The organism is Cupriavidus sp. IK-TO18, from assembly GCF_015549295.1.
Classification (GTDB): domain Bacteria; phylum Pseudomonadota; class Gammaproteobacteria; order Burkholderiales; family Burkholderiaceae; genus Cupriavidus; species Cupriavidus oxalaticus_A.
Window position 1 is genome coordinate 18179 of sequence record NZ_JADGMP010000059.1, and the last position, 25960, is coordinate 44138.

Sequence of the window (25960 nt, forward strand, 5' to 3'; positions counted from 1 at the left end):
TGGCTCGCCGAGGCCGGACGCTATCCGGCTCGTGCCGCAGGTCCGGCTTGCGAGGGGCAGATTCTATGGGGGGAAGCTGTCAGCAAACTGTCAATGTAACGATTGTGTCCTCGGGGTTTACGCGGAGTCTTCGCCCGGGTGCGCGGCAGCCTGTAGCGCCGGTTGTCAAAGGGCTTCCCCAATCAAGCCTGCGATGCGCCCTCCGTCAGAGCAGCTTGCATGCCTCGTCGAATTCCAGGCGAGGGCCACGCGGAAACAGCTTGGCGGGGTCGCCATAGCCCAGATTGCACAGGAAGTTCGATTTCACATGGCTGTCCGGGAAATATTCGAGCTGGAAGGCATTCTCCTTCGGGTCCGCGGGAAAGAACTCGTGATCGACCTTGGCGTTGTCGAAGCCGGACATCGGCCCGCAGTCGAGTCCCAGTGAGCGGGCCGCAATGATGAAGTACGCGCCCTGCAGGGAAGAGTTGCGCCTCGCGGTGGTGAGCGCGAGTTCCGGTGTGTCGGCAAACCATGAGCGTGCGTCCGCATGCGGGAACAGCTTGGGCAGAAGTTCGTAGAATTTGACGTCATAGGCGATGATGGCAGTGACTGGCGCCGCCATGGTCTTCTCCACATTGCCCGGCGCGAGTGCGGGCACCAGGCGCTGCTTGGCCTCAGGGGTGCGCAGGAACAGGATGCGTGCGGGAGAGCAGTTGGCGCTGGTCGGCCCCCATTTCATCAAGTCATAGAGTTGCCGCAGCGTCTCGTCGCTCACGGGCTGGCTCAGCCATGCGTTGTGCGTGCGTGCCTCGCGAAAGAGCAGATCCATGCCGTCTTCACTCAAGCGCTTGTTCATGGTTGCCTCCTTGTACTGGGATGGACTCCGCGGCTGACCGGCCAGCCCGCCGCTCCTGACTAGCATAGTCACGGATGCCCCTCCGTTCAGCGCACTGCTGATCTGTCCCATCGCCTTGTGGGTCGATCAACAAATGCTTATGGTCGGCAGAAGAATCTTTGATTGTCATTAATGTTTTGCCGGGTCTAGGCTTTTCTCAAGTTCACGTGATTGCTTGAGTGTTTGAACATGGACCACCCCACCTCCAGCCAAGGTCGCACTCCCAATGCAGTGCCACCGGCTGCTGACCAATAACTGCGAGCATTTCTGCGCCTGGTGCCTGTATGGGGAAAGCCGTAGCGAACAGGTGCTCGCGTGCTTCATCGACCCGCGCGCGGCCTTTCGGACTCCCTTGCGCTTCTTCACTGCATTTGTTGCGGCGGCATGGTCGATGTGGCGCACCGGAGCTTGCGTGAGCTGATCATCGATTCTTGCCGGTCGTGGCCGATCACCGTGGTCAGGAACTGGTCGAAGGCCGCGTGGAAATGGCCGCGCGGAAATGGCCGCGCGATTTCACCACCACCGTGCGGGTTTGCGCTGCATTTGGCCGCGACTTCATCTAGGCCGTTTGTTGAAAGGGCGCTGCGGTGCTAGGCTGAAGGCGAATCTTGCCGCCCAGGCGGAGACACCAATGGTCGAAGCTTCCGGACTGAAGCCGGGCATGGTCATCATGCTCGAGGACGAACTTCACAGCGTTACCAGCGCCGGTTATCACGCCGGCAGTGGCCAGCAGGGAAGCGCAGTTTTCGCCAAGTTCAGGAACCTGAAGACCGGTCACATCAAGGAGTTGCGGTTGCGCCCGAGCGACAAGCTCGAGGAGGTCGCGCTCGTTCACCAGGAGATGGAATATCTGTACACCGATGGTGCCGCCTTTTATTTCATGAATCCCGAAACCTTCGAGCAGATCAGTTTTCCCGCAGAGACCATAGGCGCATATCAAAAATTTCTTCGCCCCAGCATGCGAATCCCGGTGCAGCTTTATGAGGGCGAGCCGGTCACCATCGCATTTCCCCCTGCAGTCGAGTTAACCATCGTGTCCACGCCGCCGGGCTTGCGCGAGCATGAAACCTCTACCTTCAAGACCGCGACGCTGGACAACGGCATGGAGGTTCTCGTTCCTCAATTCATCAAGGAAGGGGACACGGTGCGAATCGAGGCTGCTTCAGGAAAATACCTGGAGCGGGTAAGGCACGGGACGCGGAAATCGTGAATCCCATGCTGCGGCATCGCTCCCGGCATGTGCAGCGCCGCGTACAATCGCGCCGGGACGGGCCGGCAGCGGCGGCGGCAGTACCGTATCCGGTACCTGTCCTTCACTTTGAGCCTCGCGTCTGCATATTATGCAAGTATGCGCATGCCATGCATGCCGCATGACCATCGTCGTCGCTCAGGAGTTGTTCATGCACAAGCCACCCAAAGTGGATTTGGGCGGGACGCGGCGAAGCGGACCACCGCGTCGGTCTCACGCCAATCGCTCCATGCCCAGCATCCTGGATCCGATCGAACCGGAAGAGGTATGGGAAGACGTTGAACGGGCCGTCGAGCAGATCGTCGAACGGGTGGTGGAGCCGGTCGATTTTCCCCATGGCCACCATCCGGATGATGACGATGCGCCGGAGGACGGCCGCAACGAGATCACCCGCGCTGCAGAGAGTATTCCCTCGGACAGCCCGGCAGACAGGGCGGACCATAGCGCCGTGCGGGAAGAGCACCCGCCAATGCCGCCAAGCATCGATGACATCCTGGACCAGGATCTGGTCCCGGACCGGATGTACGGCGCGCGGCACGCCGGGAAGGCGGGCAAGCGATAGCCCTGCGGCTGCAGCCAGGGGCGGGCGTCGTGCCCGGCCGGCTTCGGCATACCTGTTGTCGCCAAGCTGGCTGACTTGTTCCCGAGGTTAGCAGGAACCCCGGGCTCACAGCGAAGCGGTTGGCCGATTCTGACCTAGACTGAAAAAGTGTCCTTCGCGCGCTTGGCGGCCGCTTTGGCGCAATGCAACTTCGCTGGCAGCCCGCTCGCGGGCGAATGACAATGGCACGGGCAACGCACTGTTATCTGCTGCCTGAATTCATGTGGATGGATGTTCACGAAGGGGGCATCATGTTGCAAGCCAGCGAAATGCAGCAACGCTTTAGTCATCTGCAGCAAACCATCAGCGAGACATCACGGACTTGTCATGCCGAGGCGGCGATTCCACCGGACTTGATGAACTGGGTGGATGAACTCGACAAGGAATGCAAATCGGCATCGAAGGTCATGTCGTCCAAGGACGAGGACCGGATCCGGCAGTGGGTCGATGATCTCGAACGGATCGGCGATCGTGCAGACCGCGCTTGCCAGCAGGCCGGCGGTCTCGATGCAAAGGTCAAGGATGCAGTCAGTTCGATGCATTCGGAGCTTGCTGACCTGAAGCGCCAGCTGCACTAACCACACTAACCACACTAATCACATTAACCAGCCTGACAGCCCCGGTGCAACCCGCCGGGGCTGATTTCAATTCGCCGCGTTCAAACTTAGGTGATGCACGACAGGTGTCGCCCCGGTTACGCCGGAGGTGCCGGCGGTGGCCCCACCCGTTGCTCCGCCTGGCTTTCCAGCCATTCGCGCCATACGGCAAGCAGCACCGCGAGGATCACCGGCCCGACGAACAGGCCGATCAGGCCAAATGCGGCGAGTCCGCCCACAACGCCGAACATCACCAGCAGGAACGGAATCTTGGTGGCCCCACTGATGACGAGCGGACGAACGACGTTATCGACCCAGCTCACGGCGGTAGCGCCCCACAGCAGGAGCCCGATCCCCGCCACGGTGTGGCCGGTGATGAGCAGCCATGCGCCGATGGGGACCCAGACCGCAAGCGCACCAAAGGGAATCAGCGCAAGGATGGCCGTGGCAATGCCCCAGAACACCGGCGCTTCGACGCCTGCCGCCCAGTAGCCGATTCCGGCGAACGACCCTTGCGCGACTGCGGCGAGGAAGAGGCCGAACACCACGGCCCGCGCGGTGTCGCCCACTGCGATGACATACCCGTGCGCGCGCGGCCCGAGCACCCCTTGCAGGACCAGGCGCAACTGCGCAAGCAATTTCTCGCCGTCGCGGAAGAAAAAGAATGCCGTAAGCAGCGTCACGCCAATGAGCCCTGCGTTGAGTCCCACGCCGCCGGCCAGCCTTGCAAGGGCGCCGCCCCATCGTTCGATCAGCGGCGTGACCTGGGCACGCAGGGCTGCGCGGTCACCTAACAGCACTGATACCCATTCCTGCAGCCATTCGCCAACCCAGGGCAGGCGTGCGAGCGAATCCGGCAGTGCCGCACCCGCGTTCAGGATTTCAGCCGCCTCGCGGTAGGCCGCGACCATCTCGGCACGCAGGAGGATAGTGAGCCCGATGAGCGGCACGCCCAACAACGCGGAAAGTATCAGCGTGGAGATCAGCGCAGCCCAGGTTCGCCGCTGGCGCAGCACGCGGCGCAGCCGCGCGTTGAGCGGCCAGGTGATATAGGAGAGGATTGCGGCCCAGGCAAGTGGCACAAGGAACGGCCGTACCACGACAAAGGACAGGGCGAGCAGCCCGCCGAGCAGGCACACCAGGAGAGTCCGGCGTACCCATACGGCTGCTTGGGAATCGGTCATGGAAGGGCACCTGGGCACGGCATCCGGGCGATGCACGTTGCCAATATGCTAACCGCGGCGCATCACGCCGCATAGGATGCGGTAGCAGCAGCGCGCACATGGGTCAGAAATCGGCGCCAGCCTGCGCGCTGCCTTTCTATGCTGGAAAGCAGCGTGCAGACGCATTCCCGGGGATGGCAAAGCCATGAACGCCATGAACGACAATGCAGCCCTGGCCGGCCGGATCCTGGAGGTCGCCCTGATGCTCGGCGAGCGCCGCGGCTGGGACGCCCTGCATCTGCATGATGTCGCCGACGACATGGGCATCGGCCTGGAAGAGATCCACCGGCATTACCGGCAGAAGGACGACCTGGCTGAAGCCTGGTTCGAGCGCGCTGACCTGGCGCTGGTGCGCGTGTCCGCGCGTGAAGGCTGGGGCGCCCTGTCCCATCGCGAGCGGCTGGAGCAGGCCATCCTCGCCTGGCTGGAGGCGCTGGCCCCGCACCGGCAACTCACTGCCCAGATGCTGCGCTACAAGCTGCAGCCGGAGCACGTACACCTGCAGGTGCAGGGCCTGCTGCATATCAGCCGCACCGTGCAGTGGCTGCGCGAAGCTGCCCGCCTGCCGGAATCCGGCTGGCGCCGCGAAGCGGGCGAGGTCGTGCTGACCGGCATCTTCGTTTCCACCTTCGGCTGCTGGCTGCGCGACCATTCACCGGATGCAGGCCGCACGCGGGCCTGGCTCGATCGGCAACTGCGCTGCGCCGAGCGCCTGGCGTGGCGCCGTCCTGGCGACACCGGAGCGCGGCCCGGATGGACACGATCACCCACGCCTTGATGGGCGCGCAGGTTGCGCTGGCCGTCCCCATGGACGAGGCTCCCGGCCGGCGCCTCGGCACGCGCGAACGACTGCTGCTTGGCGCTGCCGCCGGAGCCTTTCCGGATATCGATTTCCTGGGCTTCCTGGTCCATCCGCTGCGTTTCCTGGCCCAGTGGCACCAGGGGCCGACGCATTCGCTGCTGCTGCTTCCGGCCTGGGGCGCATTGCTGGCCGGACTGTTCTGCCTGGTGACGCGCCGGCACCAGGCCTGGCGCGAAGCGCTTGCCGTCAGTTGCCTCGGCGTGGCCAGCCACATCGCGCTGGACCTGATCACCGTTTATGGCACCCGCATCTTCTATCCCGGCTCCGAACGGCGCTTCAGCCTCGGCACCACCTTCCTGGTCGATCCGCTGCTGAGCGGCATCGTTGTATCCGCCCTGGGCCTGGCACTGTGCCTGGCACCGCCGCTGCGTGCGCGGGCAGCCCTGGCGGGCATGGTGCTGCTGTGCGCCTATGTCGGCGCCCAGGGCGTGCTCAGGCAACGCGCGCTGGAACTGGGCAACGAATCCTTGCATGCTGCCGGCATCCAGGCGCAGGGTGTGGACGCGCTGCCACAGCCGTTTTCTCCGTTCAACTGGAAACTGATCGCCCGCGCGGGGAGGGACTACCATGTCGCCCACGTCAACCTGGCCGGGCATCCTGCCTGGCTGCCGCCATGGCCGGTGCTGGGGCGCCTGCCCGCCATGGCCAGGGCCTATGTGCCGCCCGCGCACGTGGAATGGACGCTGCGGCCGCAGCTGCTGCAGCTTCCGCTGGCGCGGTCCGGGCAGGCGCTCGCATGGCAACTCTGGGTGCGGCCGGACTTTGCCGATTTCAGGCGATTCGCTGTCTATCCGGCCCTTTCCGCCATCACTGCGATGCCGGCAACGGACCTGCCGCCGCGCGAGCCAGGCGAAACGGCCGCCTGCGTCTGGTTCACCGACCTGCGCTATGACCTGCCCGCGGTGGAAGACATCTTCCGCTATGGCTATTGCCGCGACAGTGTGCAGGCACCATGGCGGCTATACCGGCTTGCCTATTTCAGCCAGGAGCAGCGCCAGCGACTTGACTAGCACGACATGCGAAATCCCGTCTGCGCCCCCCACAGCTCTCCTCGACGCGCGCGGTCACCATGATTTCAGCGACCGGGATATCCATCTCCCGGCACACGTCCAGTAGCGGCATGCCATTCCTGCCGGCCCCGACCTACCAGGCCATGACCAGGACGGTGGGGCTCAAAATGGAGTGAAGGCCGCGCTGGAACCGGCGCGCTGATGGCGCGTCGTCAAAGCTATGTGCTTGCACTGTTGGGGCTCGGGATGCGGCATGAGTTCTGAGCCGAGCTCCGGCAGTGCCGCGAAGCGACCGACGTTCAGCGCATGGCACAACGATCGGTGCCGTTGTCGTAGTTCACCCGATCTCCCCGCTGGCCCCCGCTATCGGGACCGCATGAGCTGATACAGGGAAAGCGCCCTGGATGGTGTCTTCGTAATCCGGAAATAGGGTCTCTGAACAGCACCGAATCCCCGGAAGAAGCGTTCCACCGATTCCAGCATGGAACCTGAAAAGTCATAGATCCTGGTTACCGTCGAGGCGAATTTGATGGTTTCCCATATGCAGTAGCTGCCGGCTCCGGTATTGGGTGGCAGGTCCCGGTTTGCGCCACCCATCAGGCCATAGGCGCTCTGCTCATCCCACACGAGATAGGCGCTATAGTGAGCCCGTCCCTCCTCGTCCTCGACGATGAATATCTTGCGCTGCCCACGCTCCTTGCACGCGGCATCGATTCGCCTCGCGACGTCATCGGAATAGCCTCGTCGCCATCTTGGGTCGGTGCCGACATTGCGGTTCAAGGGCAGGAATTCATCAATACTATCGGTGTGGCGCACGTGAAGATTGAAGCGGCCAGTCGCTTTCCGGATGTCCTGTTTCACGGTGGGCTGCATGGCGTTCCAAAGCGATGTCTCGTCGCTAAGGTCCGGGAGAACGTAGGTGTATCGCGTGGTCTGCCGGTAGCCTTTCCAGAAAAAAGGCAGCCAGTTGGTATCGGTGTAATGCCACGCCTGCGCGAAATGATCGAACCTCGGCAATTGTTCAATCAACTCGGTCATCAGCTCCTTCTGCTGGCTGAGCAATTTTGTCGGTTTCGCGTCCTTGCACGCCAGCCAGGGACCCAAGCCATGGCCAGCGGGAGGCTGGGTAAGAATGACAAAACCGTATCTTGTTTTTCTGACATAGGGCATTGCCGCGATCACCTTCCCTGCCCGTTCCACCAGGGTCGCGCTCCACCGTTCAGGCCCGACCGTCGCGTCCAGCCACCAGGCCTGGCTGGAAAACGGGATTGAGCGTTCGATCTCGCAGAGCTCTCTGTACTTCTGCTGATTGATGTCCATATGTCTCAGTCACCGGTGAATGGCCGTTGTCGCTGTACGGCTGGCCCAACCAGACTAGCGGATCCATGGCCGGCGCAACATCATGCCGATGGCGATCAGCCGTCGGACGGACGGTATCGCGGATGCCCCGCAGAAATGCCGGCGCGGCATTGCATTCATCGGCTGGGGAAACGGACTTGCGTGCCCACGGTTAATCGAATGGTGCACTCACGTTGCCGCCTTGTATTTGTTCGATTTGAGTCAGACCGATTGCGGGACCAGCCGCTTTGGGCAGGCAAAAAGTCATGCCGATAAGGCAGAGCAAGATTATGAAGCTTGGTCGCAGCCCCTTGCGCCTGATCGTACGGCTAATGTAGCCGCTCGGTAACATCAATTGGTGAGCCTGGAATGAGACACCGTGCGCCATCGCACCCAGTGCCGTTGTAACGCCTCCCGGTGATCTCGATAATGTGCTCAACCTGAACGGCTGCCTCACGATGCTGTGGCACGACTCCTCGCTCGGCACTGCAAAGGAACGGGCCCGGTATCTGGCGGTGCTCGCACACACCTGAGCCCTTTTGTCGGACAACGGCTTCGGGACCGGTCTGCACAATGTTGGCGATCGCGCCTGCTTCGAGGCAAAGGCGATCGCGGTCGGGCTGGGGCTCTTCACGGAGACCTTCGGCATCCCTCCAAGGCGTGGATATAGGATGTGAGGAGAAGTGACCATGGCGAACACTACCGGCACGGATATGCAGCAAGCGGTCTCCCTGAAATTCCTGGGTCATAACGGCTTTCTGGTCGAGTCGTCAACGGAATATCTTGCGATAGACCCCTGGCTCACCGAGAACGGGGCATTCCATGGCAGCTGGTTCCAGTATCCGAAAAATCATCATCTCCAAGCGGAATTCATAGAGATAAGCCAAAGGAAGAAGGGCTGGATATATATCTCCCATGAGCATCAGGATCATTTTGACGTGGACACCCTGAGCAAGATCGGCCGGGATGCGGTATTTGTTATTCCACGATTTCGCGATGATGCCCTGAGGAGCGAGATCGACAAACTGGGATTCCAATATATCGAACTTCTCGATGGCCGGCCAAGCTTGATGAGCGCATGGTTGACGCTGACCTGCTTTGTGTCGGACATTGGAGTGAATCATGACAGCGCGCTTCTGATTGAAACGCCTGCTTTCAGTTTTTTCAACCAGAACGATTGCAAGATATTTGATCGGCTTGATCAGCTACCCCGGCCGATAACCTACTATTCGGTTCAGTTTTCCGGCGCGACCTGGCATCCGGTCTGTTATGAGAATTACAGTGAAAGCGAACGAGCGGAGCTCAGCAAGGAAAAATCGATCAAGAAGCTCGACAATGTGGTTGGCGCGATGCAAAGGCTTAAGCCGAGATTTTTCATCCCGGCTGCGGGGCCTGCAATTTTTCCTTTTCTGCCCCTGTCCCTGTCATACGGGGTCGGCACCATTTTCATTCACCAACCAGAGCTTCATCAATATTTATTGGGCGCCAATATTGAAAACATCCTGTACCCAAGGCCAGGGGATGAGATAAATGAACTCACCGCACGGGAGCCTATCGCCCCACCCGGGGAGCGCGATATTCTTGATTACAAAAAGAATATTCCAGATCGCTGGGAAGGTCTTGCTATCGATTTTTCAAAGGAAAGACTGATAGATGAAATAAATAACAGACTGGACCAGATCTGGGACCTGGAATTCCAATGCGAGTCTCTTCTGGTACTGGCCTGGGGTGATGGCGAGGATGACTCCATATGTATTGATTTGTCAGAGAAATCCATTATTGATTTGCCTGGTTCCATGCCGGCATTCTGGCGAATTACCGCGGACAGGAAATACTTTGCCCTGATGTGCGGTCGCGACCGATGGCAGAACATTCACCTCTCGCTGAGGGCAAAGCTATATCGCGCTCCTGACAGGTTCGACAACATCATAAACATATTCCTGCTTTCGGATGTCTCGAATCTTCGCGATTCCATACTCCAAACACTCGCCATTCCGAAGGAAAGAATAACGATTTCCCGGGGCAGTGGAATGCGTTATGAGATCAATCGATATTGCCCTCATCAAGGAGCAGATCTGTCTTGCGCCACTATTACGGAAGATGGCAAGCTCATATGCCCGCGCCATGGGTGGGCTTTCTCGCTTGAGGATGACGGAAAGGCATTGGATGGAAGTTGCAGCCTGGAAGCGAAAATTATAGAGCTGGAAGGATGAGACCTGCTGCAGCTTTATCCCACCGGCGCGTCATCGGCGAGGCGGCTGGATAGCGGGGACCGGTCCTTTGTTTGCCCGGCTGCAGCGCGTCCTGCTTCTTGCCATCCGTCTGTGGCAAGTCCATCAGATAGGAAACTGCGTCGTCGATAGCACCTGCTTGAGCACCATGAACGAGCGGATCTGCCTGACACCTGGCAGGTAGAGCAATTGTTCCGCGTGGAGGCGGTTGAAGCTCTCACTGTCTCTTGTGCGCACCAGCATGAAGTAATCGAATTCGCCGGTCACGACGTGGCATTCCATGCAACCGGATACTTTTTGCGCGGCAGACTCGAACTGCGCGAAGGACTCGGGCGTGGAGCGATCCAGCACCACGCCGATCATCACGAGCATTCCCGCATCCAGCGCAGAGGGGTTGAGCAGCGCCACGATGCCGCGGATCAGCCCCATTTCCTTGAGCCGCTCCACGCGCCGCAGGCAGGCGGGCGGGCTTAGGTTGACCTTTGCGGCCAAGGCCACGTTGGAGATCGATGCGTCCTGCTGCAGGGCTCTCAGGATCGCCTTGTCGGCGCGGTCGAGCGAGTCCACGTGGGGTGCGGGTGGCAGCGTCTGCGATGGCGCCTGGGAGGGTGCGGCCCGCGCGGATTTGGTGCGAAATTTTGTTTCTTTCATTTTGATTATGGGAGAATTTTCCGACTGAATGAATGGTGATGACTTACTAATGGTGTTCAAAAGCGCGCTTCTTTGCAAGCACGTTTCGTGGCTTTTTTTCTAGGATAGAGTCCGTCGCCGCATCGTTGGCCTTGCTGCAAGCCGCACCGATGACGGAACCACACCCTAACCCTGGAGCTGCCACCATGAATCTCAAGCGCTTTGCCCGTTACCCCCTGACCTTCGGCCCCACGCCCATCCAGCCGCTCAAGCGCCTCTCTGCCCACCTTGGCGGCAAGGTCGAGCTGTACGCCAAGCGTGAGGACTGCAACAGCGGCCTGGCCTTTGGCGGCAACAAGACCCGCAAGCTCGAATACCTGATCCCGGACGTGCTGGCGCAAGGCTGCGACACGCTGGTCTCGATCGGCGGCATCCAGTCGAACCAGACGCGCCAGGTGGCCGCCGTGGCCGCGCACCTGGGACTCAAGTGCGTGCTCGTCCAGGAAAACTGGGTCAATTACTCTGACGCGGTCTATGACCGGGTCGGCAATATCCAGATGTCCCGGATGATGGGGGCCGACGTGCGCCTGGTGGCCGACGGCTTTGACATCGGCATCCGCAAGAGCTGGGAAGAGGCCATGGAGAGCGTGCGCAAGGAGGGTGGCAAGCCATATCCGATCCCCGCCGGCTGCTCGGAGCATCCGCTGGGGGGCCTGGGCTTCGTCGGCTTTGCCGAGGAAGTGCGCGCACAGGAGGCCGAACTGGGCTTCAAGTTCGACTACATCGTCGTGTGTTCGGTAACGGGCAGCACGCAGGCGGGCATGGTGGTGGGCTTTGCCGCCGACGGCCGGGCTGATCGCGTGATCGGCATCGATGCCTCCGCCAAGCCCGCCCAGACCCGCGCGCAGATCCTGCGCATCGCCAGGCACACGGCGGGGCTGGTGGAACTGGACCGCGACATCGCCGACGCCGACGTGGTGCTCGACGAGCGCTATGGCGGCCCCGAGTATGGCCTGCCGTCCGAAGGCACGCTCGAAGCCATCCGCCTGAGCGCCAGGCACGAAGGCATGATGACCGACCCGGTCTACGAGGGGAAATCGATGCACGGCATGATCGACATGGTCCGGCGCGGCGAATTCCCCGAAGGCTCGCGCGTGCTGTATGCCCATCTCGGCGGCGCACCGGCCCTGAATGCCTACAGCTTCCTGTTCCGCAACGGCTGACCGACGCACGGAGGTGCTGCGATGAATCCCACTCTACATTCGTCCCTGCGCAGAGCCTTCGTGGCAGCCCGGGCGCTGGCGCTGCCAGCGCTGGCGGTTGCCGCCGTCGGGGCCCACGCTGCATCGGCGTATCCGGTCCGGCCCGTCACGCTCGTGGTGCCGTTCCCGGCCGGCGGGGCGGTCGACATGATCGGCCGGCTCGTCGGCAAGAGCCTTGGCGATGCGCTGGGCCAGCCGGTGGTCATCGAGAACCGCGCCGGTGCCGGCACCATCGTCGGGGCCGGCTACGTGGCCAAGGCCGCGGCCGATGGCTACACACTGCTGGTCAGCTCGGGCTCGACATTCACTGTCAATCCGGCCATCAACGCGAGCCTGCCGTATGACCCCGTGAAAAGCTTCGAGCCCGTCGGGCTGGTGGCGCGCGTACCGCTGATTGTGCTGGCGAACAAGGCGGTACCGGTGGATACGCTGCCGCAGATGGTTGCGGCGGTCAACGCTGCGCCGGGCAAGTACGTCTATGGGTCCTTCGGTACCGGCACCACCGGGCATTTCGCCGGCGAGATGCTGCTGGGCGCCACCGGCATGAAGCTGCAGCACATCCCGTACAAGGGCAGTGCGCCGGCCGTGGCCGACCTGATCGGCGGGCAGATTCCGTTCTCGGTCGATACGGTCGCCGCGTCGTTGCCCCATATCCGCAGCGGCAAGATCAAGCCGATCGCGGTCATGGGCGCCCGCCGCGCCACGCTGCTGCCTGACGTGCCCACCGTCGCGGAAGCCGGTTATCCCGGCTTCGATGCCGACTCGTGGGTAGCCATCGCGGCGCCGCGCGGCTTGCCGGCCGACGTCAAGGCCCGGCTGGAAAAAGCGGTCGCGCAGGCGATGAAAGACCCTGAGGTCCAGCAAAAGCTGCTGGCCAACGGGCTGGAGCCGAACTACGCGGGCCCGGAGCAGGTCAGCGCCATGATCAGCAAGGAGCTGCCGCTGATGCGCGCCACCGCACAGCGCGCGAGCATCACGGCGAATTGATGGTTTCCATCGCCTTGCCTGGCGGCAGCAGCATTCGAGCCGGCAACCGGACAGTGCCGCCGGACATTGTCCGCCGCAGCCGTCCTATGTTGCCTGCTCCCTGATCTTGTCGACGACCTCCGGATTGGCAAGCGTGGACACGTCGCCAGGTTCCTGCCGGTTGGAGATCGCTGCCAGCACGCGGCGCATGATCTTGCCCGAGCGTGTCTTGGGCATGTCGGGAACAATCACGACCCGATGCGGACGCGCAATGGCGCCGATCTGGGACACCACCGAGGCCGAGACTTTGTTCGCGATCTTGGCGGAAGGCGACAGTCCCGGCTTGAGCGACACATAGAGATCAGGCACCTTGCCCTTGACCTCGTCGGCCACCGGCACCACCGCCGCCTCGGCGACCTCGGGCACGAGCAGCGCGGCCGATTCGATCTCCTTGGTGCCGAGGCGATGGCCGGAGACGTTGATCACGTCGTCGATGCGGCCAAGGATTCGAAAGTAGCCGTCCGCCGCCTGCATTGCCCCATCGCCCGCCATATACGGCCAGTCGCGCCAGTCCTTGCTGTCGGGATTCTTGCAGTAGCGCGCATAGTACTGGCGCACGTAGCGGTCCGGATCCTTCCAGACGGTCTGGAATATGCCCGGCCAGGGATTGCGGATGCAGATATTGCCCGCCTTACCCGAGCCGGCCGGGACCTCCTTGCCTTCCTCGTCAAAGATCACCGGATGGATGCCCGGGATCGCCGGGCCCGTGCTGCCGGGCTTCATCGGGTGGATGCCCGGCAGCGTGCTGCAGAGGAAACCGCCATTCTCGGTTTGCCACCAGGTGTCCACGATGACCGCTTCGCCCTTGCCGACTTCGCGGTGGTACCACTTCCAGACTTCGGGCTCGATCGGCTCGCCCACCGTGGTCATGTGCTTGAAGTGGTAGTTGTATTTCGCCGGCTCGTCCGGCCCGTTGCGCCGCAGCGCGCGGATTGCGGTGGGCGAGGTGTGGAAGATATTGACGCCAAGGCCTTCCGCAATACGCCAGGGTCGGCCGGCGTCGGGCCAGGTCGGCACGCCCTCGTAGACGACAGACGAGGCGGCGAGCGCGAGCGGGCCATAGACGATGTAGGAATGCCCGGTGATCCAGCCAATATCGGCCATGCACCAGTAGACGTCCTCGGGGTGGATATCCTGGATGTACTTCGAGGTCCACGCCACATAGGACAGATAGCCGCCGGTGGAATGCTGGCAGCCCTTGGGCCGGCCCGTGGTGCCGCTCGTGTACATCAGGAACAGCGGTGCCTCGGCCGGCATCGGCTCGGGCTCGACACGCCTGCCGCGGAAACCGGCGAGCATGTCATTGAGAATGAGATCGCGGCCCTCCACCAGCATGGCGGCGCTGGAATACTTGCCCGGGTAGCGCTGCCAGATCAGGACCTTCTCGACCTGCTGACCGGCGCTGGCGGCCTCTGCCACGGCGATGTCGGCCTTTTCCTTGTGACCGAGCAATTCACCGCCGCGGTAATAGGCGTCCATGGTGATTAGCAGCCGGCTCTCGGAGTCCGCGATGCGCTCGGCGCAGGCCTTGCCGCTGAAGCCGCTGAATACCTGTGAATGAATCACGCCGATGCGCGCGCATGCAAGCATGGTGATGGGCAGTTCGGCCACCATGGGCATATGCAGCGTGACGCGGTCGCCAGCCTTCAGGCCGCAGAAATCGCGCAGCAGGGCGGCCAGCTCGTTGACGCGAACAAAGAGCTCCTGGTAGGTGAGGTGATGCACCGACTCATGCTCCGGCTCGGGCACGAAATGAATCGCGGTCTTGTTCCCATACGCAGCAAGGTGGCGGTCCACGCAGTTGTGGCAGGCGTTGATCCTGCCGCCGACGAACCAGCGCCAGAAAGGCGGGTTGCTGGTATCCAGCGTCGTTTCCCAATACTTGTACCAGTCCAGCAGGTCTGCGAACTCCTTGAAGCACTCGGGGAAGCGATCGAGGGAGAAGCGTTCGAAAATGCGCGGATCGGTCAGATTGGCCTGCGCAATGAACTGCGCGGGCGGCGGGACATAGTCTTCCTCGGGCCAATGGACCGCGATTTCCGCCTCGGACACATCGGCCGATTCCTGCTGTGTAGCATGATGTGGCGCTTTGTCTTCAGGCATGACGATTCCCCTTCACTTTCCATGACATCCATCCAGGCAGGTGCCACTATCCTGCGATAGCCGCCTGAAATAACGACTAGTCCATATTAAGTCCGGGCACGGGGAGTTGCCAGGGAATCGGCCGCCGCTGTCCGCCGAGCCCAGAGCTTGCCTGCCGGCCGCGATACGCTAGATTCGTATTGGGGGCATTGGAGAATCAGCAATGACCAACGATCTTCTTGTGGAACGCGTGGACGTTTGGGCGGCAAGCATACCGGACCGGCCCGGCGGCCTCGCGGAGGTACTGGAGGCCCTGCGCGATGCCGGCGCGGACCTGCAATTCGCGATTGCGCGCCGCACGCCGGAGGATCCCGGCAAGGGTGTCGTGTTCGTGACACCGCTGCAGAATGACAGGGAAATCCGTGCAGCTGCCCAGGTCGGCTTCAATGTCACGCACAGCCTGCACTCGGTGCGTATCATGGGCGGGGACCGGCCCGGCATCGTGGCGGAACTGACCCGCAAGCTTGCGGAAGGCGGAATCAATCTACGCGGATTCTCTGCCTCCGTCATCGGGGTACAGTTTGTCGCGTACGTGTCAGTGGACTCGCTCGACGATGCGAACAAGGCAATGGCGATCTTGGGCAAAGGCTGACGAGGCGCGGGCCTTCTACGGCAAAACGGGTTAGGTACTGAGGGCCATTCACTACCGCCCGTCATCTGCTATCAGGGGGACGTATGCGCATACTGGTCATTGGAGCCACAGGGCTCCTCGGGAAAGAAATTACGGCCTTATTGTCGGACGAGCATGACGTGATAGGGGCCAGTCGTGGGTCTTCGGCGCTCTCCGTGGACATCTCCGACAAGCAGTCGATTCTGGCGATGTACAGACAACTGGGCACGGTTGACGCCGTGGTCTGCGTAGGGGGCACCGCGAAATTCGCCCCACTGGACGCCCTGACTGACGATGATTTTGCATTCAGCCTCGCCAATAAGCTGATGGGGCAGGTCAACCTTGTGCGGTATGGGGTTCCCTACATCTCCCAGGGCGGGTCGGTCACGCTCACCAGTGGCACCCTCGCGCAGCATCCAATGCTCGGTGGTGCCGCCGTGAGCACCGTGAACGCCGGCGTCGAGGCGTTCGGGCGGACTGCAGCGCTCGAACTGCAAGGCAAAATTCGCGTGAATGTCGTCAGCCCCGGATGGGTGTGGGAGACGCTCGAAGCGATGGGACGCGACCCCGCCAAGGGCGTTCGGGCAGCGGTGGTTGCACAGGTTTACCAGAAGTGCATTCTGGAAGACTTTTCCGGGCAAGTGGTGTCGGTCACCCATTGACTCGCAGTGCCAGCTGCAAATGCCTCACGCGGTGTCCGGCGCGCCCACCAGCGCCATCAGTGGCGCCATGCACGGGCTGGCCGCCGCCAGCGCGCGCTGTTCGTCGAGGATGTCCTGCAGGATGGCATGCGTCGTATCCGGGTTGGCCAGTACCACGCGGAACACGGCAATCGGGCGGCCACCCCACTGTGTCGACGTCAACTGTGTGCGCGATACGAACGAGCGGCCGGCATCGCGCTGCATTTCCTGGATGCTGATGGTCAGCGCATCCAGCGCGTCCAGGATCTTCTCGCGCCGGTCGGCCGAAGCCGTTGCCAGCGCGGCACGCACGGTCTCGGGCACATGGCGATAGGTCAGGATGCAAAGCTGCGGGTGGCTGTCGAGCTCGAAATCCGGCTGCTGCGCAATCAGGGATGCAAAGTAGCGGGCGTTATCGATGCTACGATCGATCAGCTGCGCCAACCCTTTGCGACCGAGCAGATGCAGGTTCGCATAGAGCATGACCGCCGCCGCGCCGCGCGATCCTTCGAGCGTATGGCGCCCCAGGTCCACCGAGCCCTTGCGCACGATGTAATTCGCTTGCTGGATGATTTCCTGCGTCCACGCCGGGCTGCGAAACAGCACCATGCCCGCACCCATCGGCACGTAGAACTGCTTGTGCGCATCGATGACGACGGAATCGGCACGCTCGATGCCCGCGAAGCGCCAGCGCTCGCGCTCCGACAGCAGGGTTGCGCCGCCCCATGCCGCATCCACGTGGAAATGACAGCCGGCCTCCTGAGCAACATCTGCAATCGCGTCGAGCGGATCGACCGCGCCTGTCTCCGTCGTCCCCGCTATGCCGACGATTGCCATCGGCCGGATGTTGCGCTGCTGCAGGTCACGCATGGTGTGGCGGAGCAGGTCGATGCGCATGCGACCGTCTGCATCGACCCCGACCGGTACGAGATTGTTGCGCCCGATGCCAAGGACATCGGCTGCCTTGCCCAACGAGTAGTGCCCGCGCTCCGAGACAACGATGGCAAGCCCGTCATGGCCGTAATGGCGTAGCGCAGCCATCAGTCCGGCGCCATGGATGCCGGCGAAGCCATCACGCGCGCCCAGCAAGTTGTTGCGGCTCGCCCATAGCGCGGTGAGGTTGGCGACCGTGCCGCCGGAACAGATCGCGCCGAGCGCGTGGTCGGCGTCGTGCAGCCATCTCGCATAGAACGCGCTGTCCTGGGCAAACACCAGCTTGTGCAGCATGCCGATGACCTGGCGCTCGAGCCCTGTCAGCGCGCCCGACGTCTCGAGCTTCACGACGTTCTGGTTTAGCGCTGCCACCACCTTGGCCAGCGAAGGCATGAATGACGGCAGCGATGACGTCATGTGTCCGACGAACGTTGGCGATGCCACGGGCATCACGTGCCGAAACACGTCGTTGAGCAGATGATCGGCATGCGCTTGCGGCGATGCCGGAGTTTCGGGCAGCTCAACCGACGCGAACACCGCCTCGCGTGTGGCGCACGCGCCAACCGGATCAAAGCGCTCGCCCGCAAAGAAATCCGCCGGATGCTCGGCGATCCATCGCTCGAGCGATTCGAATGCGCCCCGATCCGCGTCAAACCAGCGCAAGGGGCAGTCGTCGCCCCTGTCCGTGCTTTGTGAGCTCTCTTCGCGAGAGATGTCCGGCTTCATTTGCATTACCTAATTCAATCCCGTATCGCCATGGTTCGCCCGGGATTATGCCGGATCGGACGGATTCGGATGGCCGAGGGCCCCGACCGGCACCTTTGACGACGTCCGACGCTGCCCGTGGGCGACCTTCATATGCCGCCCAGGAAAATAAACTCTGTCCCTGGACGCTCCGTGTCGGCGGTCTGAAAGTCCCGGTTCCCCAAAAGCAAAATCCCCACACTCTGGAGAAGTGTGGGGATTGGAGCGGGACCGGATTTGGGGAGGTGTCCCCGATCGGGAAACAGCCCTTAGAGCGGGGCGCGGTCGGACGCGATGTAGTACCTGGCGCCGTCCGTATAAGTGTCGAATTTGCCGCTTTTTGCGCCGTCAGTATAAACATCGTACTTTCCAGCCCGCGCGCCGTCAGTGTAAGTATCGAATTTACCACTCTTAGCAAACACGGGGGCCGCCGCGAACGTGGCAGCGAGCGCGGCGACAGCGAGTAGGGCACGGAGATTGGTATGCATGGCTCACCTCTTTCTTCAAACTGGTGAATGCCATTCCGTTTGGTTCAGTGCTTGTTGCACCGCGGCATTCAATGGGTGCGATATTAGGGATTTCCCTTGGAGCGGTAAACCCTTACCCGAACAATGATCGGTTTCAAAAACCACAATAATCTGTTCGGGCCTGGTCAAGGGACTGAACGCCAGCATGCGGGTCGTCGCGTTGCTGCCCGAGTTGCTGCCCGAGTTGCTGCATTGACGGGCTATGCACCGGTAGCGCGAGGCGAGCAGCAATGCCTGCTCCCGTCCATTCGACAATAGCCAGGAGCGCCCGCCATGGGTGACTCAGCAGCGACTCCACCTGCTCGCTGCGGCTTTCCCCAGTCAGGCACCACGTACAAAAGTGCTCGCAGTTATTGGTAAGAAGGCGGTAATCGTCTTCTCCTAGCCGCGCCCTTGCGCGCCGTACGATCTCTGATCCGGGGTATCTGGCTTGCGCGGCCCGCGCGAGGCGGAAGCCGTAGCCGTCGGCAAAGTCGGCGAGAGAAGTCCTTTCGACCGGGCCGCAACGCAGGAAGCCTTTGAAGCCGGCATAGTGCAGGACTTCGCCGTTGCCGGCATAAATACCATGGTGAATATAGCCCCGCCGGTCCGTTTTCAGATGCGCGCCAAGAGGAATGTCCGCGGCGATTGCTGCAAGGCGCTGTGCATGTCCGATGTGGTGGTCGTCGCTCATCGCTTTCCCCTTGTTGATTCGTGGCGCTGCTCGCTCCTAATTTGGGGCGCCGGTTTCTGGCCGGGCGCCAGCACTCCTGTGTCCCGCTTATGCCTGTCTTATGCCTGAAGTATTGTTGTCGGCCGCCGATGCCGAAATCATCACAGTGCCGAAAATGCTGTCGGCTTTTTGCCAGGCCGCTTGTACGTGCTTTGAGACGGCCTTTGTCCGTCATGCGCCCGCGGCCTGTCAGCGAAATCCGACATGAACGCGGCAGTTATGCCCGGTATTCCCGGGCTTGGTTGAGATGAAGCGAAGCTGTGCGAAAAGGTAAGCACGGCGTGCGCTCGGCCAAGCAAGCCATAGCGATCGGCTTGTCGGAGGCGCGCCGCGCTGGAGTCGATGTTCCGCCGAAGAAGGGCGCCACCAAGGCCGAAACGAAGTCCGCCGCCGCTAAGGCTGCACCGCGACGTGCGAGTTCAGAAAGCACTGCCAAGCGCTCCCAGGCTGCGCTCAAGGCACTCAAGCGCGAGAGCACAGCCGGCGCTTCTCCTAAGGCGCTGTCCGCGCAGGCCAAGGGCGCGGCAAGCAAGCGCACGGCGGCCGAGCGCTCGGCTGCAGCCAGGAAGGCTGCCAGCACGAAGGGTGCTGCCGGCCGCTCCGAAGCGGCCCGAAAGGCTGCTCGTACGCGCGCCGCCGGCCGCTCCGAAGCGGCCCGAAAGGCTGCTCGTACGCGCGCCGCAAAAAAGACCTCAGCTCGCTAGTCGCTAGTATTTGCATACGCTTGGGTGTACCGCCCTCAACCGTGAAAGTCTGGACGCGGGTAGCGCTGCGGCGGTTATCGGCTCCCCCCTTCATTCAAGCTCGTCGTGGTCTGCCGGCAGCGTCCGGCCGCGCCGGGGCATTTCGGAGTCGAGCACCAGGCGGCCATGTACCCGTCCGTTCATGCGCGTGACGTAATGCGTGCACTCTTCCATATGGGCTGACATTAACGTGCGTACCGTCTCGGCGTCGCGCTCGCGTGCCGCCTCGACAATGCGCTTGTGGAACTTGACGTTGGCAGCGCCGAATTTCTCATGCTCGCAGGCAGGGGTGTCGTTGCCGAACACCACCAACTGACGGATCATCTCGTTGATCAACTCGCAGGAAAACCGCAGCATCGGGTTGGGATTGGCCGCGGCAAGGATGTCGTGGAAGGTCAGGTCTTCCTGGCGCTGGTCCAGCAGCGGAGTCGCGGCCGCGGCCGATGCCGGGTCGCACAGGTCGATGGTGCGTTCCAGCGCCTTGAAATCGTCCTCTGTGAGGTGTGGCACCGCGCCGGCGGCAAGCTCCGGCTCCAGCAGTCGGCGCACGGTATAGATGTCGGCAATGCCGACGTCCTTGAAGAACAGGTAGTTCTGCATGAGCTGGAAGGTGCGGTCCAGCGGGACTTCCACGATCGTGCCCCCGCCCGTCGGCCCGGTGCTAACCCGAATCAGGCCCTGCACTTCCAGCGACTTGAGCGCCTCGCGGATCGTGCTCTTGCTGACAGAGAACATCTGCTGCAGCTTGACCTCATGCGGCAGCTTGTCGCCAGGGCGCAGGTTGCGCTGGGTAATCAGCCGCTTGAGTTCTTCTGCCACCAGGTCCGCGCGCTTTTGCTTGCGGATCTCGATGGCGCCAGTCTTGCCCTCCCGAAACATCGCCATTGCTCTTTCCTTGTCATGCGCCCAAGCCATCGAGGCTTGGGCGTTTGCATTCTAGCCAAGCGGGGCAGCGCCATGTGCGCGCAGCCGGCTTGCCCCCTCTCAGTGCATGCTGCCCGGTTGGCAAACATGGCTAGACCGCTCTCTCACCTTTTTTGTCCCGCCAATGAGGCAATACGGGGGTTCGCATGTGTCCTTCGCAGAGGGTGTGTAAACCCTGACCTTTCCATTATTGACAACGGTTCCGGCCGACTCCTAAGATGATTCTATTCTATTTATACGTATAAATAGGATAAACAGGTTCGATTCTTGCTCGGCCATGTCGGCGCCGGGCGAAGTCACCAGCATGTCGGGGAGACGGTGCAGCGCCACATGGTGTTGTCCAGACTTTCGCCCCGTGCAGCCCAATCCCCACATACCGAGGAGTGAGCCTTGAATCGTCGTGACCTGCTAAAACTGGCGGCTGTGTCTGCTGTCCCCACATCCCTGATCCATGCCCGTAGCGTCTTTGCCGCGGGCGAGGCCCTGGAATTCGGCTGCCCGGTGCCCATGTCGGGCGCCTTCGCCGCCAATGGAAAATTTGCCGACCTGGGCATGCGGCTCGCCCTTGACCAGTACGGCCAGGTGCTGGGCAGGCCGCTGCGCTACAGCGTGCTCGATACCGAAGGCAAGCCCGCCACCGCGGTGCGCAAGGTGCAGGAACTGGCGCAGCAGAAGGCGGCGCGCTATTTCGCGGGCGGCATCCTGTCGTCCGAATCGCTGGCCATGGGCAAGGAGGCGGAAAAATTTGGCGGCGTGTTCGTTACCACCGCGGGGGCCGACGAGATCACCGGCAAGGACTGCAACCGCGCCACCTTCCGCTGGTCGGTGCCGACCTTCGGCGCGATCGAGCGCACCGTGCGGCCCCTGATCGAATCGATGCCCAAGGCCAAGCGCTGGTACACCATCACGCCGCAATATGTGTTTGGCGACGGGCTGCTGTCGGCAGCAAAGGCGATCTTCAAGGAGAAGGGCATCGAGCACGTGGGCAACAGCTACCACGCCCTGACCGAGAAGGAATTCAGCGGCTACCTGACCAATGCGCTGGCCGCCAAGCCAGACGTGCTGCTGATCCTGAACTTTGGCTCGCAGTCCGCCGATACGCTACGCCAGGCCGTCAGCTTCGGCATGAAGAAGAACACCACCATCCTGCTGGCATGGGCTTCGGGGCTGGAGCAGTTCGAGTCGCTTGGCGCCGACCTGTGCGAGGGCGTTTATTTCGGAGCGCAGTACTGGCACGGCGTGGATACGCCGCTGAACCGCGAACTCGTCAAGCGCACCCACGACAAGTTCAAGGCCAATCCCAACTACAGCCTGGCAGGCTCCTACATCTGCACCAAGATCATGGTGGACGGCATGATCAAGGCCGGCAGCGCCGACCCGAAGGCCGTGGTCGCTGCGCTCGAAGGCATGAAGTACGAGGGCCTGACAGGGCCGGAGGAAATCCGCGCCGCTGACCATCAGGTCCTGAAGAACTACTACCTGCTCAAGGGCAAGGCCAAGGCGCGCATGAAGGACAAGGACGATTACGCGGAGGTCGTGAGCGTCGGCAAGGCCTTCCTGCCGGTCGACCAGACCCAGTGCAAGATGGCCTGATGCCCTGACATTGCGCGGGGCCGCCGCCCCGGCAGATAAACACTGAAGCACACCGAAGCACCATGCCGCGCAGTTCCGCGCGGCGTGGCGGCTTCCTACATCCGTACGACTCATGAACGTCTATCTGTTGCAGGTGATCAACGGCGTCGGGATAGGCATGCTCTACTTCCTGCTGGCGGTAGGACTGTCGATCGTTTTCGGCCTGTTGCGCTTCGTCAATTTCGCGCATGGCGCCTTCTATGCGCTGGGTGCCTACCTCTGCTTTCAGGCTCTGCAGATCGGGATGAACTTCTGGGTGGCGCTGGTACTCGCACCGATCGTCATCGGCGCGCTGGCCTGGTTGACCGAGAAGCTCATGCTGCGCCACGTCTATGCGCAGCCGCACGAGTTCCACATCCTGGTCACGGTTGGCCTGGCCCTGGCCATCCAGGAGCTCATCATCGTCGGCTGGGGGCCGCTCGGCGTCGACGTGCCGCCGCCGGATGCGCTGCAGGGCGTGGTGATGTGGGGCGACTTCGTCTATCCCAAGTACCGCCTGTTCGTGATCGGCTTTACCGGCCTGCTCGCCATCGGCCTGTGGTGGCTGCTGGAAGGCACGCGCCTGGGCAGCGCGGTGCGCGCGGGCAGTGAATCCACCGAGATGGTGTCGCTGCTCGGCATCAACGTGTTCCGCCTGTTCAGCCTGATGTTCGCGCTCGGCGCCGCCACTGCGGCGATCGCCGGCGTGCTGGCCGCACCGATCCGCGGCGCCGAGCCGTTCATGGGCGTCGAGGCGCTGGGCGTGGCCTTCATCGTGGTCGTGGTAGGAGGCATGGGCAGCTTCACCGGGGCGCTGGTGGGCGGCTTGCTGGTTGGCGTGGTGCAGAGCCTGATGAGCACGCTGTGGCCGGAAGGCGCGCGGCTGATGATCTATGTCGCCATGGCCGCGGTGCTGCTGCTGCGTCCGCATGGCTTGCTGGGGAGGGGATGATGGCTACGCAGAAACAAGGGTTCTTGCGCTACCGCTTCTGGTGGCTGGCACTTGCCGTCACGCTGCTGCTGCCGCTGACCATGCGCTCCGGCACGCTTGCCACTGAAGTGCTGATTTACGCGATGGCCGCCATGGCGTGCAATCTGCTGCTCGGCTACACCGGCCTGCTGTCGTTCGGTCAGGGGATCTTCTTCGGCCTGGGCAGCTATGCCGTGGGGCTGGCGCTGACCCGCGCAAGCCTGCCGATGCCGCTGGCGCTGCTGCTGGCGATCGCGATCGGCGCGTCGGCGGCGGCGCTGGTGGGCTGGTTTGCGATCCGCCAACGCGGCACCTACTTCGTGATGCTGACGCTGGCGTTTGCGCAGATGTTCTACTTCCTGGCCTATACGGCGCCCGGCATCACCGGCGGCGACAACGGCCTGCTGGACATCCCGCGACCGCCCTTGTCCATAGCCGGTAATGCGCTGGTGCCGCTGGCATCGCCGTGGCAGTTCTATGGTTTCGTCGCGGTGCTGTTCCTGGCGGTCTTCCTTGCGGTGCTGCGCGTGACCGAGTCTGTGCTGGGCCGCACGCTGCTGGCGATCCGCGACAACGAAGAGCGTGCCTTGGCTGTCGGCTACAACGTCAAGGCGTTCAAGCTGCTGGCGTTCATGGTTTCCGGCGCGGTCACCGGGCTGGCCGGCGCGCTGCACGCCATGCTCACCGGCATCGCGCCGCTGACCAATATCGACTACCACGCCAGCGAAATGATCCTGGTGATGACCGTGATCGGCGGCACCGGCAACATCTTCGCGTCAGTGCTGGGCGCCGCCTTCTATGTGCTGCTGGCCGACTGGCTGTCCACGCTGTGGCCGCGCTGGCTGATGCTGCTCGGTTTCCTGCTGATTGCTGTCAGCCTGTTCATGCAGCGCGGGCTGTGGGGGCTGGGTGCCACGGTATGGGATCGCCTGCGCGGCGTACGCCGCGCGCCCGTCACGCAGGAGGAACGCGCATGAGCATTACCACCACCCCCATCCTTGAAGCCACCGGCATCGTCAAGCAGTATGGCAAGTTCATGGCGCTGGGCGGGGTCGACCTGCGCGTGATGCCGGGCACGATCCATTCCGTGATCGGCCCCAACGGCGCCGGCAAGACCACGCTGTTCCACATGCTGACCGGCACGAAGGAAGTCAGCGCGGGCCGGATCGTCTTCGACGGCAAGGACGTCACGGCAGAAGCCGACTACCAGCGGGTCCAGCGCGGTATCGCGCGCTCGTTCCAGGTCACCAGCCTGTTCCCGAGCCTGCCGGTGCGCGAGAACCTGCGCCTCGCCGCGTTGGGCACGTCGCCGCGCAAAGCCATGAGCGGATGGCGTTTGCCGGTTGGTGAGCTTGCCTGCGGCGGGATCGTCGACCAGGTGCTCGAACGGCTGGAACTGACGCGCGTCGCCGATAGCGCAGCGGGCGTGCTGTCACACGGCCAGCAGCGGCGCCTGGAGGTCGGCATGGCGCTGGCCGCGCGTCCGCGCGCGATCTTCCTGGACGAGCCGACGTCGGGCATGGGTGTCGACGATCTCGGCGCGATGAAACGGCTGATCCGCGGGCTGGCCGCAGACCACACAGTCGTGCTGATCGAACACAACATGGACATCGTCATGGATATCTCAGACACCGTCACGGTGATGCAGCAAGGCAAGGTGCTGATGGAAGGGCCGCCCGCAGTCGTGCGCGGCGACCCGCGCGTGCGCGCCGCCTATCTCGGCAACATGATTACCGGAGGCAAGGGATGATGCTCGACGTACAAGAGATACATGGCTACTACGGCAAGAGCCATGTGCTGCAAGGCGTATCGCTGGCGGTCGGCGAAGGCGAACTGGTGACGCTGCTGGGGCGTAACGGCGCAGGCAAGTCGACCACGCTCAAGGCCATCTCCGGCATCGTCCAACCCCGGGGCGGGCGTGTCATCTTCCGCGGCCGGGACGTTGCCGGCATGGCGCCGCACCGGATTGCCGCCGAAGGCCTGTGCCTGGTGCCCGAGCACCGCGGCATCTTCAAGCTGCTGACGGTGGAAGAAAACCTCAAGCTGGCCGCGCGCAGCGGTTCGCCGTGGCAGTTGCAGGATATCTACCGCATCTTCCCGCGCCTGCGCGAGCGGCGCGGCAATGGCGGCGCGCAGCTGTCCGGCGGCGAACAGCAGATGCTCGCCATCGGGCGCGCCATGATGAACCATCCGCGCCTGCTGATGCTCGACGAGCCGGTCGAAGGGCTGGCACCGGTGATCGTGGAAGAGATCGTGGCGCAGCTCAAGGTCATCAAGGCGGCCGGCGTGCCCATCCTGCTGGTGGAGCAGAACCTCGAGGTCTGCACGCAGCTGGCCGACCGCCACGTGATCATCGAGCAGGGCAGGGTGGTCTACACCGGCAGCAATGATGCGTTCCGCGCCGATGAGGCGGTCAAGGACCGCTATCTCGGCGTCGGCCTGGCGGCCTGAAACGGCAT

At 62.7% G+C, this 25960-nt stretch carries 25 protein-coding genes and 2 pseudogenes; 18 read left to right on the forward strand and 9 right to left on the reverse strand.

From position 1 onward, the window contains the following. Window positions 1-205: 205 nt before the first annotated feature. Window positions 206-838: a malonic semialdehyde reductase gene (locus IPF36_RS33445; RefSeq protein WP_135705175.1), complete on the reverse strand. Its 633-nt coding sequence runs from the start codon at window positions 836-838 to the stop codon at window positions 206-208. A 274-nt stretch (window positions 839-1112) separates the two neighbouring features. Here IPF36_RS33445 and IPF36_RS33450 point away from each other — a divergent pair. The 5 genes and pseudogenes from IPF36_RS33450 to IPF36_RS33465 all read left to right on the forward strand — a co-directional run. Further along, window positions 1113-1298, forward strand: a pseudogene (locus tag IPF36_RS33450) (lecithin retinol acyltransferase family protein); the annotation flags it as partial. 10 nt (window positions 1299-1308) lie between these two features. After that, window positions 1309-1440, forward strand: a complete 132-nt coding sequence (locus IPF36_RS34960) for a hypothetical protein (protein ID WP_255519991.1) — start codon at window positions 1309-1311, stop codon at window positions 1438-1440. Between the two features lie 68 nt (window positions 1441-1508). Continuing rightward, window positions 1509-2087, forward strand: a complete 579-nt coding sequence (locus IPF36_RS33455) for an elongation factor P (protein WP_133098254.1) — start codon at window positions 1509-1511, stop codon at window positions 2085-2087. A 160-nt stretch (window positions 2088-2247) separates the two neighbouring features. Beyond that, entirely contained in the window at window positions 2248-2688 is a 441-nt protein-coding gene (locus tag IPF36_RS33460; protein ID WP_133098255.1) for a hypothetical protein, read from the forward strand. Between the two features lie 290 nt (window positions 2689-2978). After that, a complete protein-coding gene (locus IPF36_RS33465) occupies window positions 2979-3305 on the forward strand; it encodes a hypothetical protein (protein WP_133098291.1) in 327 nt (108 codons plus the stop codon). Between the two features lie 116 nt (window positions 3306-3421). On the opposite strand, the gene IPF36_RS33470 is transcribed toward IPF36_RS33465, so the two are convergent. Beyond that, window positions 3422-4507, reverse strand: a complete 1086-nt coding sequence (locus IPF36_RS33470; RefSeq protein WP_135705177.1) for an AI-2E family transporter — start codon at window positions 4505-4507, stop codon at window positions 3422-3424. Between the two features lie 184 nt (window positions 4508-4691). Here IPF36_RS33470 and IPF36_RS33475 point away from each other — a divergent pair, with 184 nt between their 5' ends. Next, complete coding sequence (locus IPF36_RS33475) at window positions 4692-5324, forward strand: TetR family transcriptional regulator (RefSeq protein WP_243737093.1); 633 nt, start codon at window positions 4692-4694, stop codon at window positions 5322-5324. Next, on the forward strand, window positions 5300-6418 hold the full coding sequence (locus IPF36_RS33480; protein ID WP_195432246.1) for a metal-dependent hydrolase: 1119 nt from the start codon (window positions 5300-5302) through the stop codon (window positions 6416-6418). Before IPF36_RS33475 ends, IPF36_RS33480 begins: the two co-directional genes overlap by 25 nt. Before the next feature lie 363 nt (window positions 6419-6781). Here IPF36_RS33480 and IPF36_RS33485 read toward each other — a convergent pair whose 3' ends face one another. Continuing rightward, a complete protein-coding gene (locus IPF36_RS33485) occupies window positions 6782-7738 on the reverse strand; it encodes a methicillin resistance protein (protein ID WP_133098258.1) in 957 nt (318 codons plus the stop codon). Between the two features lie 707 nt (window positions 7739-8445). Here IPF36_RS33485 and IPF36_RS33490 point away from each other — a divergent pair. After that, window positions 8446-9969 (forward strand): Rieske 2Fe-2S domain-containing protein, encoded by a 1524-nt coding sequence (locus IPF36_RS33490; protein ID WP_195432251.1) that lies wholly within the window; start codon window positions 8446-8448, stop codon window positions 9967-9969. Between the two features lie 123 nt (window positions 9970-10092). On the opposite strand, the gene IPF36_RS33495 is transcribed toward IPF36_RS33490, so the two are convergent. Continuing rightward, on the reverse strand, window positions 10093-10638 hold the full coding sequence (locus IPF36_RS33495; RefSeq protein WP_240745993.1) for an Lrp/AsnC family transcriptional regulator: 546 nt from the start codon (window positions 10636-10638) through the stop codon (window positions 10093-10095). 185 nt (window positions 10639-10823) lie between these two features. Between IPF36_RS33495 and IPF36_RS33500 the strand changes: the two genes are divergently transcribed. Both IPF36_RS33500 and IPF36_RS33505 read left to right on the forward strand, forming a co-directional pair. After that, the gene (locus IPF36_RS33500) at window positions 10824-11840 is read left to right on the forward strand and encodes a 1-aminocyclopropane-1-carboxylate deaminase (protein WP_195432252.1); all 1017 of its coding nucleotides are present in this window, start codon (window positions 10824-10826) and stop codon (window positions 11838-11840) included. Between the two features lie 21 nt (window positions 11841-11861). Further along, window positions 11862-12866: a tripartite tricarboxylate transporter substrate binding protein gene (locus tag IPF36_RS33505; RefSeq protein WP_135705181.1), complete on the forward strand. Its 1005-nt coding sequence runs from the start codon at window positions 11862-11864 to the stop codon at window positions 12864-12866. A gap of 84 nt (window positions 12867-12950) precedes the next feature. Here IPF36_RS33505 and acs read toward each other — a convergent pair whose 3' ends face one another. Then, the gene (acs, locus tag IPF36_RS33510) at window positions 12951-15008 is read right to left on the reverse strand and encodes an acetate--CoA ligase (protein WP_195432253.1); all 2058 of its coding nucleotides are present in this window, start codon (window positions 15006-15008) and stop codon (window positions 12951-12953) included. A gap of 202 nt (window positions 15009-15210) precedes the next feature. Between acs and IPF36_RS33515 the strand changes: the two genes are divergently transcribed. Further along, window positions 15211-15639: an ACT domain-containing protein gene (locus IPF36_RS33515; RefSeq protein ID WP_133098263.1), complete on the forward strand. Its 429-nt coding sequence runs from the start codon at window positions 15211-15213 to the stop codon at window positions 15637-15639. A gap of 83 nt (window positions 15640-15722) precedes the next feature. Then, the gene (locus IPF36_RS33520; protein ID WP_135705183.1) at window positions 15723-16319 is read left to right on the forward strand and encodes a short chain dehydrogenase; all 597 of its coding nucleotides are present in this window, start codon (window positions 15723-15725) and stop codon (window positions 16317-16319) included. A gap of 24 nt (window positions 16320-16343) precedes the next feature. Here IPF36_RS33520 and panP read toward each other — a convergent pair whose 3' ends face one another. The 3 genes from panP to IPF36_RS33535 all read right to left on the reverse strand — a co-directional run bounded on the left by panP (window position 16344) and on the right by IPF36_RS33535 (window position 19214). Beyond that, window positions 16344-17996, reverse strand: a complete 1653-nt coding sequence (gene panP, locus IPF36_RS33525) for a pyridoxal-dependent aspartate 1-decarboxylase PanP (protein WP_135705184.1) — start codon at window positions 17994-17996, stop codon at window positions 16344-16346. Window positions 17997-18283: 287 nt separating this feature from the next. After that, window positions 18284-18502, reverse strand: a complete 219-nt coding sequence (locus IPF36_RS33530) for a hypothetical protein (protein WP_133098266.1) — start codon at window positions 18500-18502, stop codon at window positions 18284-18286. A 133-nt stretch (window positions 18503-18635) separates the two neighbouring features. Then, window positions 18636-19214 (reverse strand): lecithin retinol acyltransferase family protein, encoded by a 579-nt coding sequence (locus tag IPF36_RS33535; protein ID WP_135705185.1) that lies wholly within the window; start codon window positions 19212-19214, stop codon window positions 18636-18638. Window positions 19215-19507: 293 nt separating this feature from the next. Between IPF36_RS33535 and IPF36_RS34965 the strand changes: the two are divergent. Beyond that, window positions 19508-19957: pseudogene (locus tag IPF36_RS34965) on the forward strand (DUF6496 domain-containing protein); the annotation flags it as partial. Window positions 19958-20047: 90 nt separating this feature from the next. Here IPF36_RS34965 and IPF36_RS33540 read toward each other — a convergent pair. Further along, window positions 20048-20881, reverse strand: coding sequence for a FadR/GntR family transcriptional regulator (locus IPF36_RS33540; RefSeq protein WP_133098267.1), 834 nt, complete (start codon window positions 20879-20881; stop codon window positions 20048-20050). A gap of 429 nt (window positions 20882-21310) precedes the next feature. On the opposite strand from IPF36_RS33540, the gene IPF36_RS33545 reads away from it, so the two are divergent. From IPF36_RS33545 to IPF36_RS33565, 5 genes are all read left to right on the forward strand, one after another. Further along, the gene (locus IPF36_RS33545; RefSeq protein WP_133098268.1) at window positions 21311-22513 is read left to right on the forward strand and encodes an ABC transporter substrate-binding protein; all 1203 of its coding nucleotides are present in this window, start codon (window positions 21311-21313) and stop codon (window positions 22511-22513) included. Window positions 22514-22625: 112 nt separating this feature from the next. Beyond that, window positions 22626-23483 (forward strand): branched-chain amino acid ABC transporter permease, encoded by an 858-nt coding sequence (locus IPF36_RS33550; RefSeq protein WP_135705186.1) that lies wholly within the window; start codon window positions 22626-22628, stop codon window positions 23481-23483. Continuing rightward, the gene (locus IPF36_RS33555) at window positions 23483-24478 is read left to right on the forward strand and encodes a branched-chain amino acid ABC transporter permease (RefSeq protein ID WP_133098294.1); all 996 of its coding nucleotides are present in this window, start codon (window positions 23483-23485) and stop codon (window positions 24476-24478) included. The genes IPF36_RS33550 and IPF36_RS33555 overlap by 1 nt, the downstream gene beginning before the upstream one ends. Next, window positions 24475-25251 (forward strand): ABC transporter ATP-binding protein, encoded by a 777-nt coding sequence (locus IPF36_RS33560; RefSeq protein ID WP_133098270.1) that lies wholly within the window; start codon window positions 24475-24477, stop codon window positions 25249-25251. Before IPF36_RS33555 ends, IPF36_RS33560 begins: the two co-directional genes overlap by 4 nt. Continuing rightward, the gene (locus IPF36_RS33565) at window positions 25248-25952 is read left to right on the forward strand and encodes an ABC transporter ATP-binding protein (protein WP_135705187.1); all 705 of its coding nucleotides are present in this window, start codon (window positions 25248-25250) and stop codon (window positions 25950-25952) included. The genes IPF36_RS33560 and IPF36_RS33565 overlap by 4 nt, the downstream gene beginning before the upstream one ends. Window positions 25953-25960 lie beyond the last annotated feature (8 nt).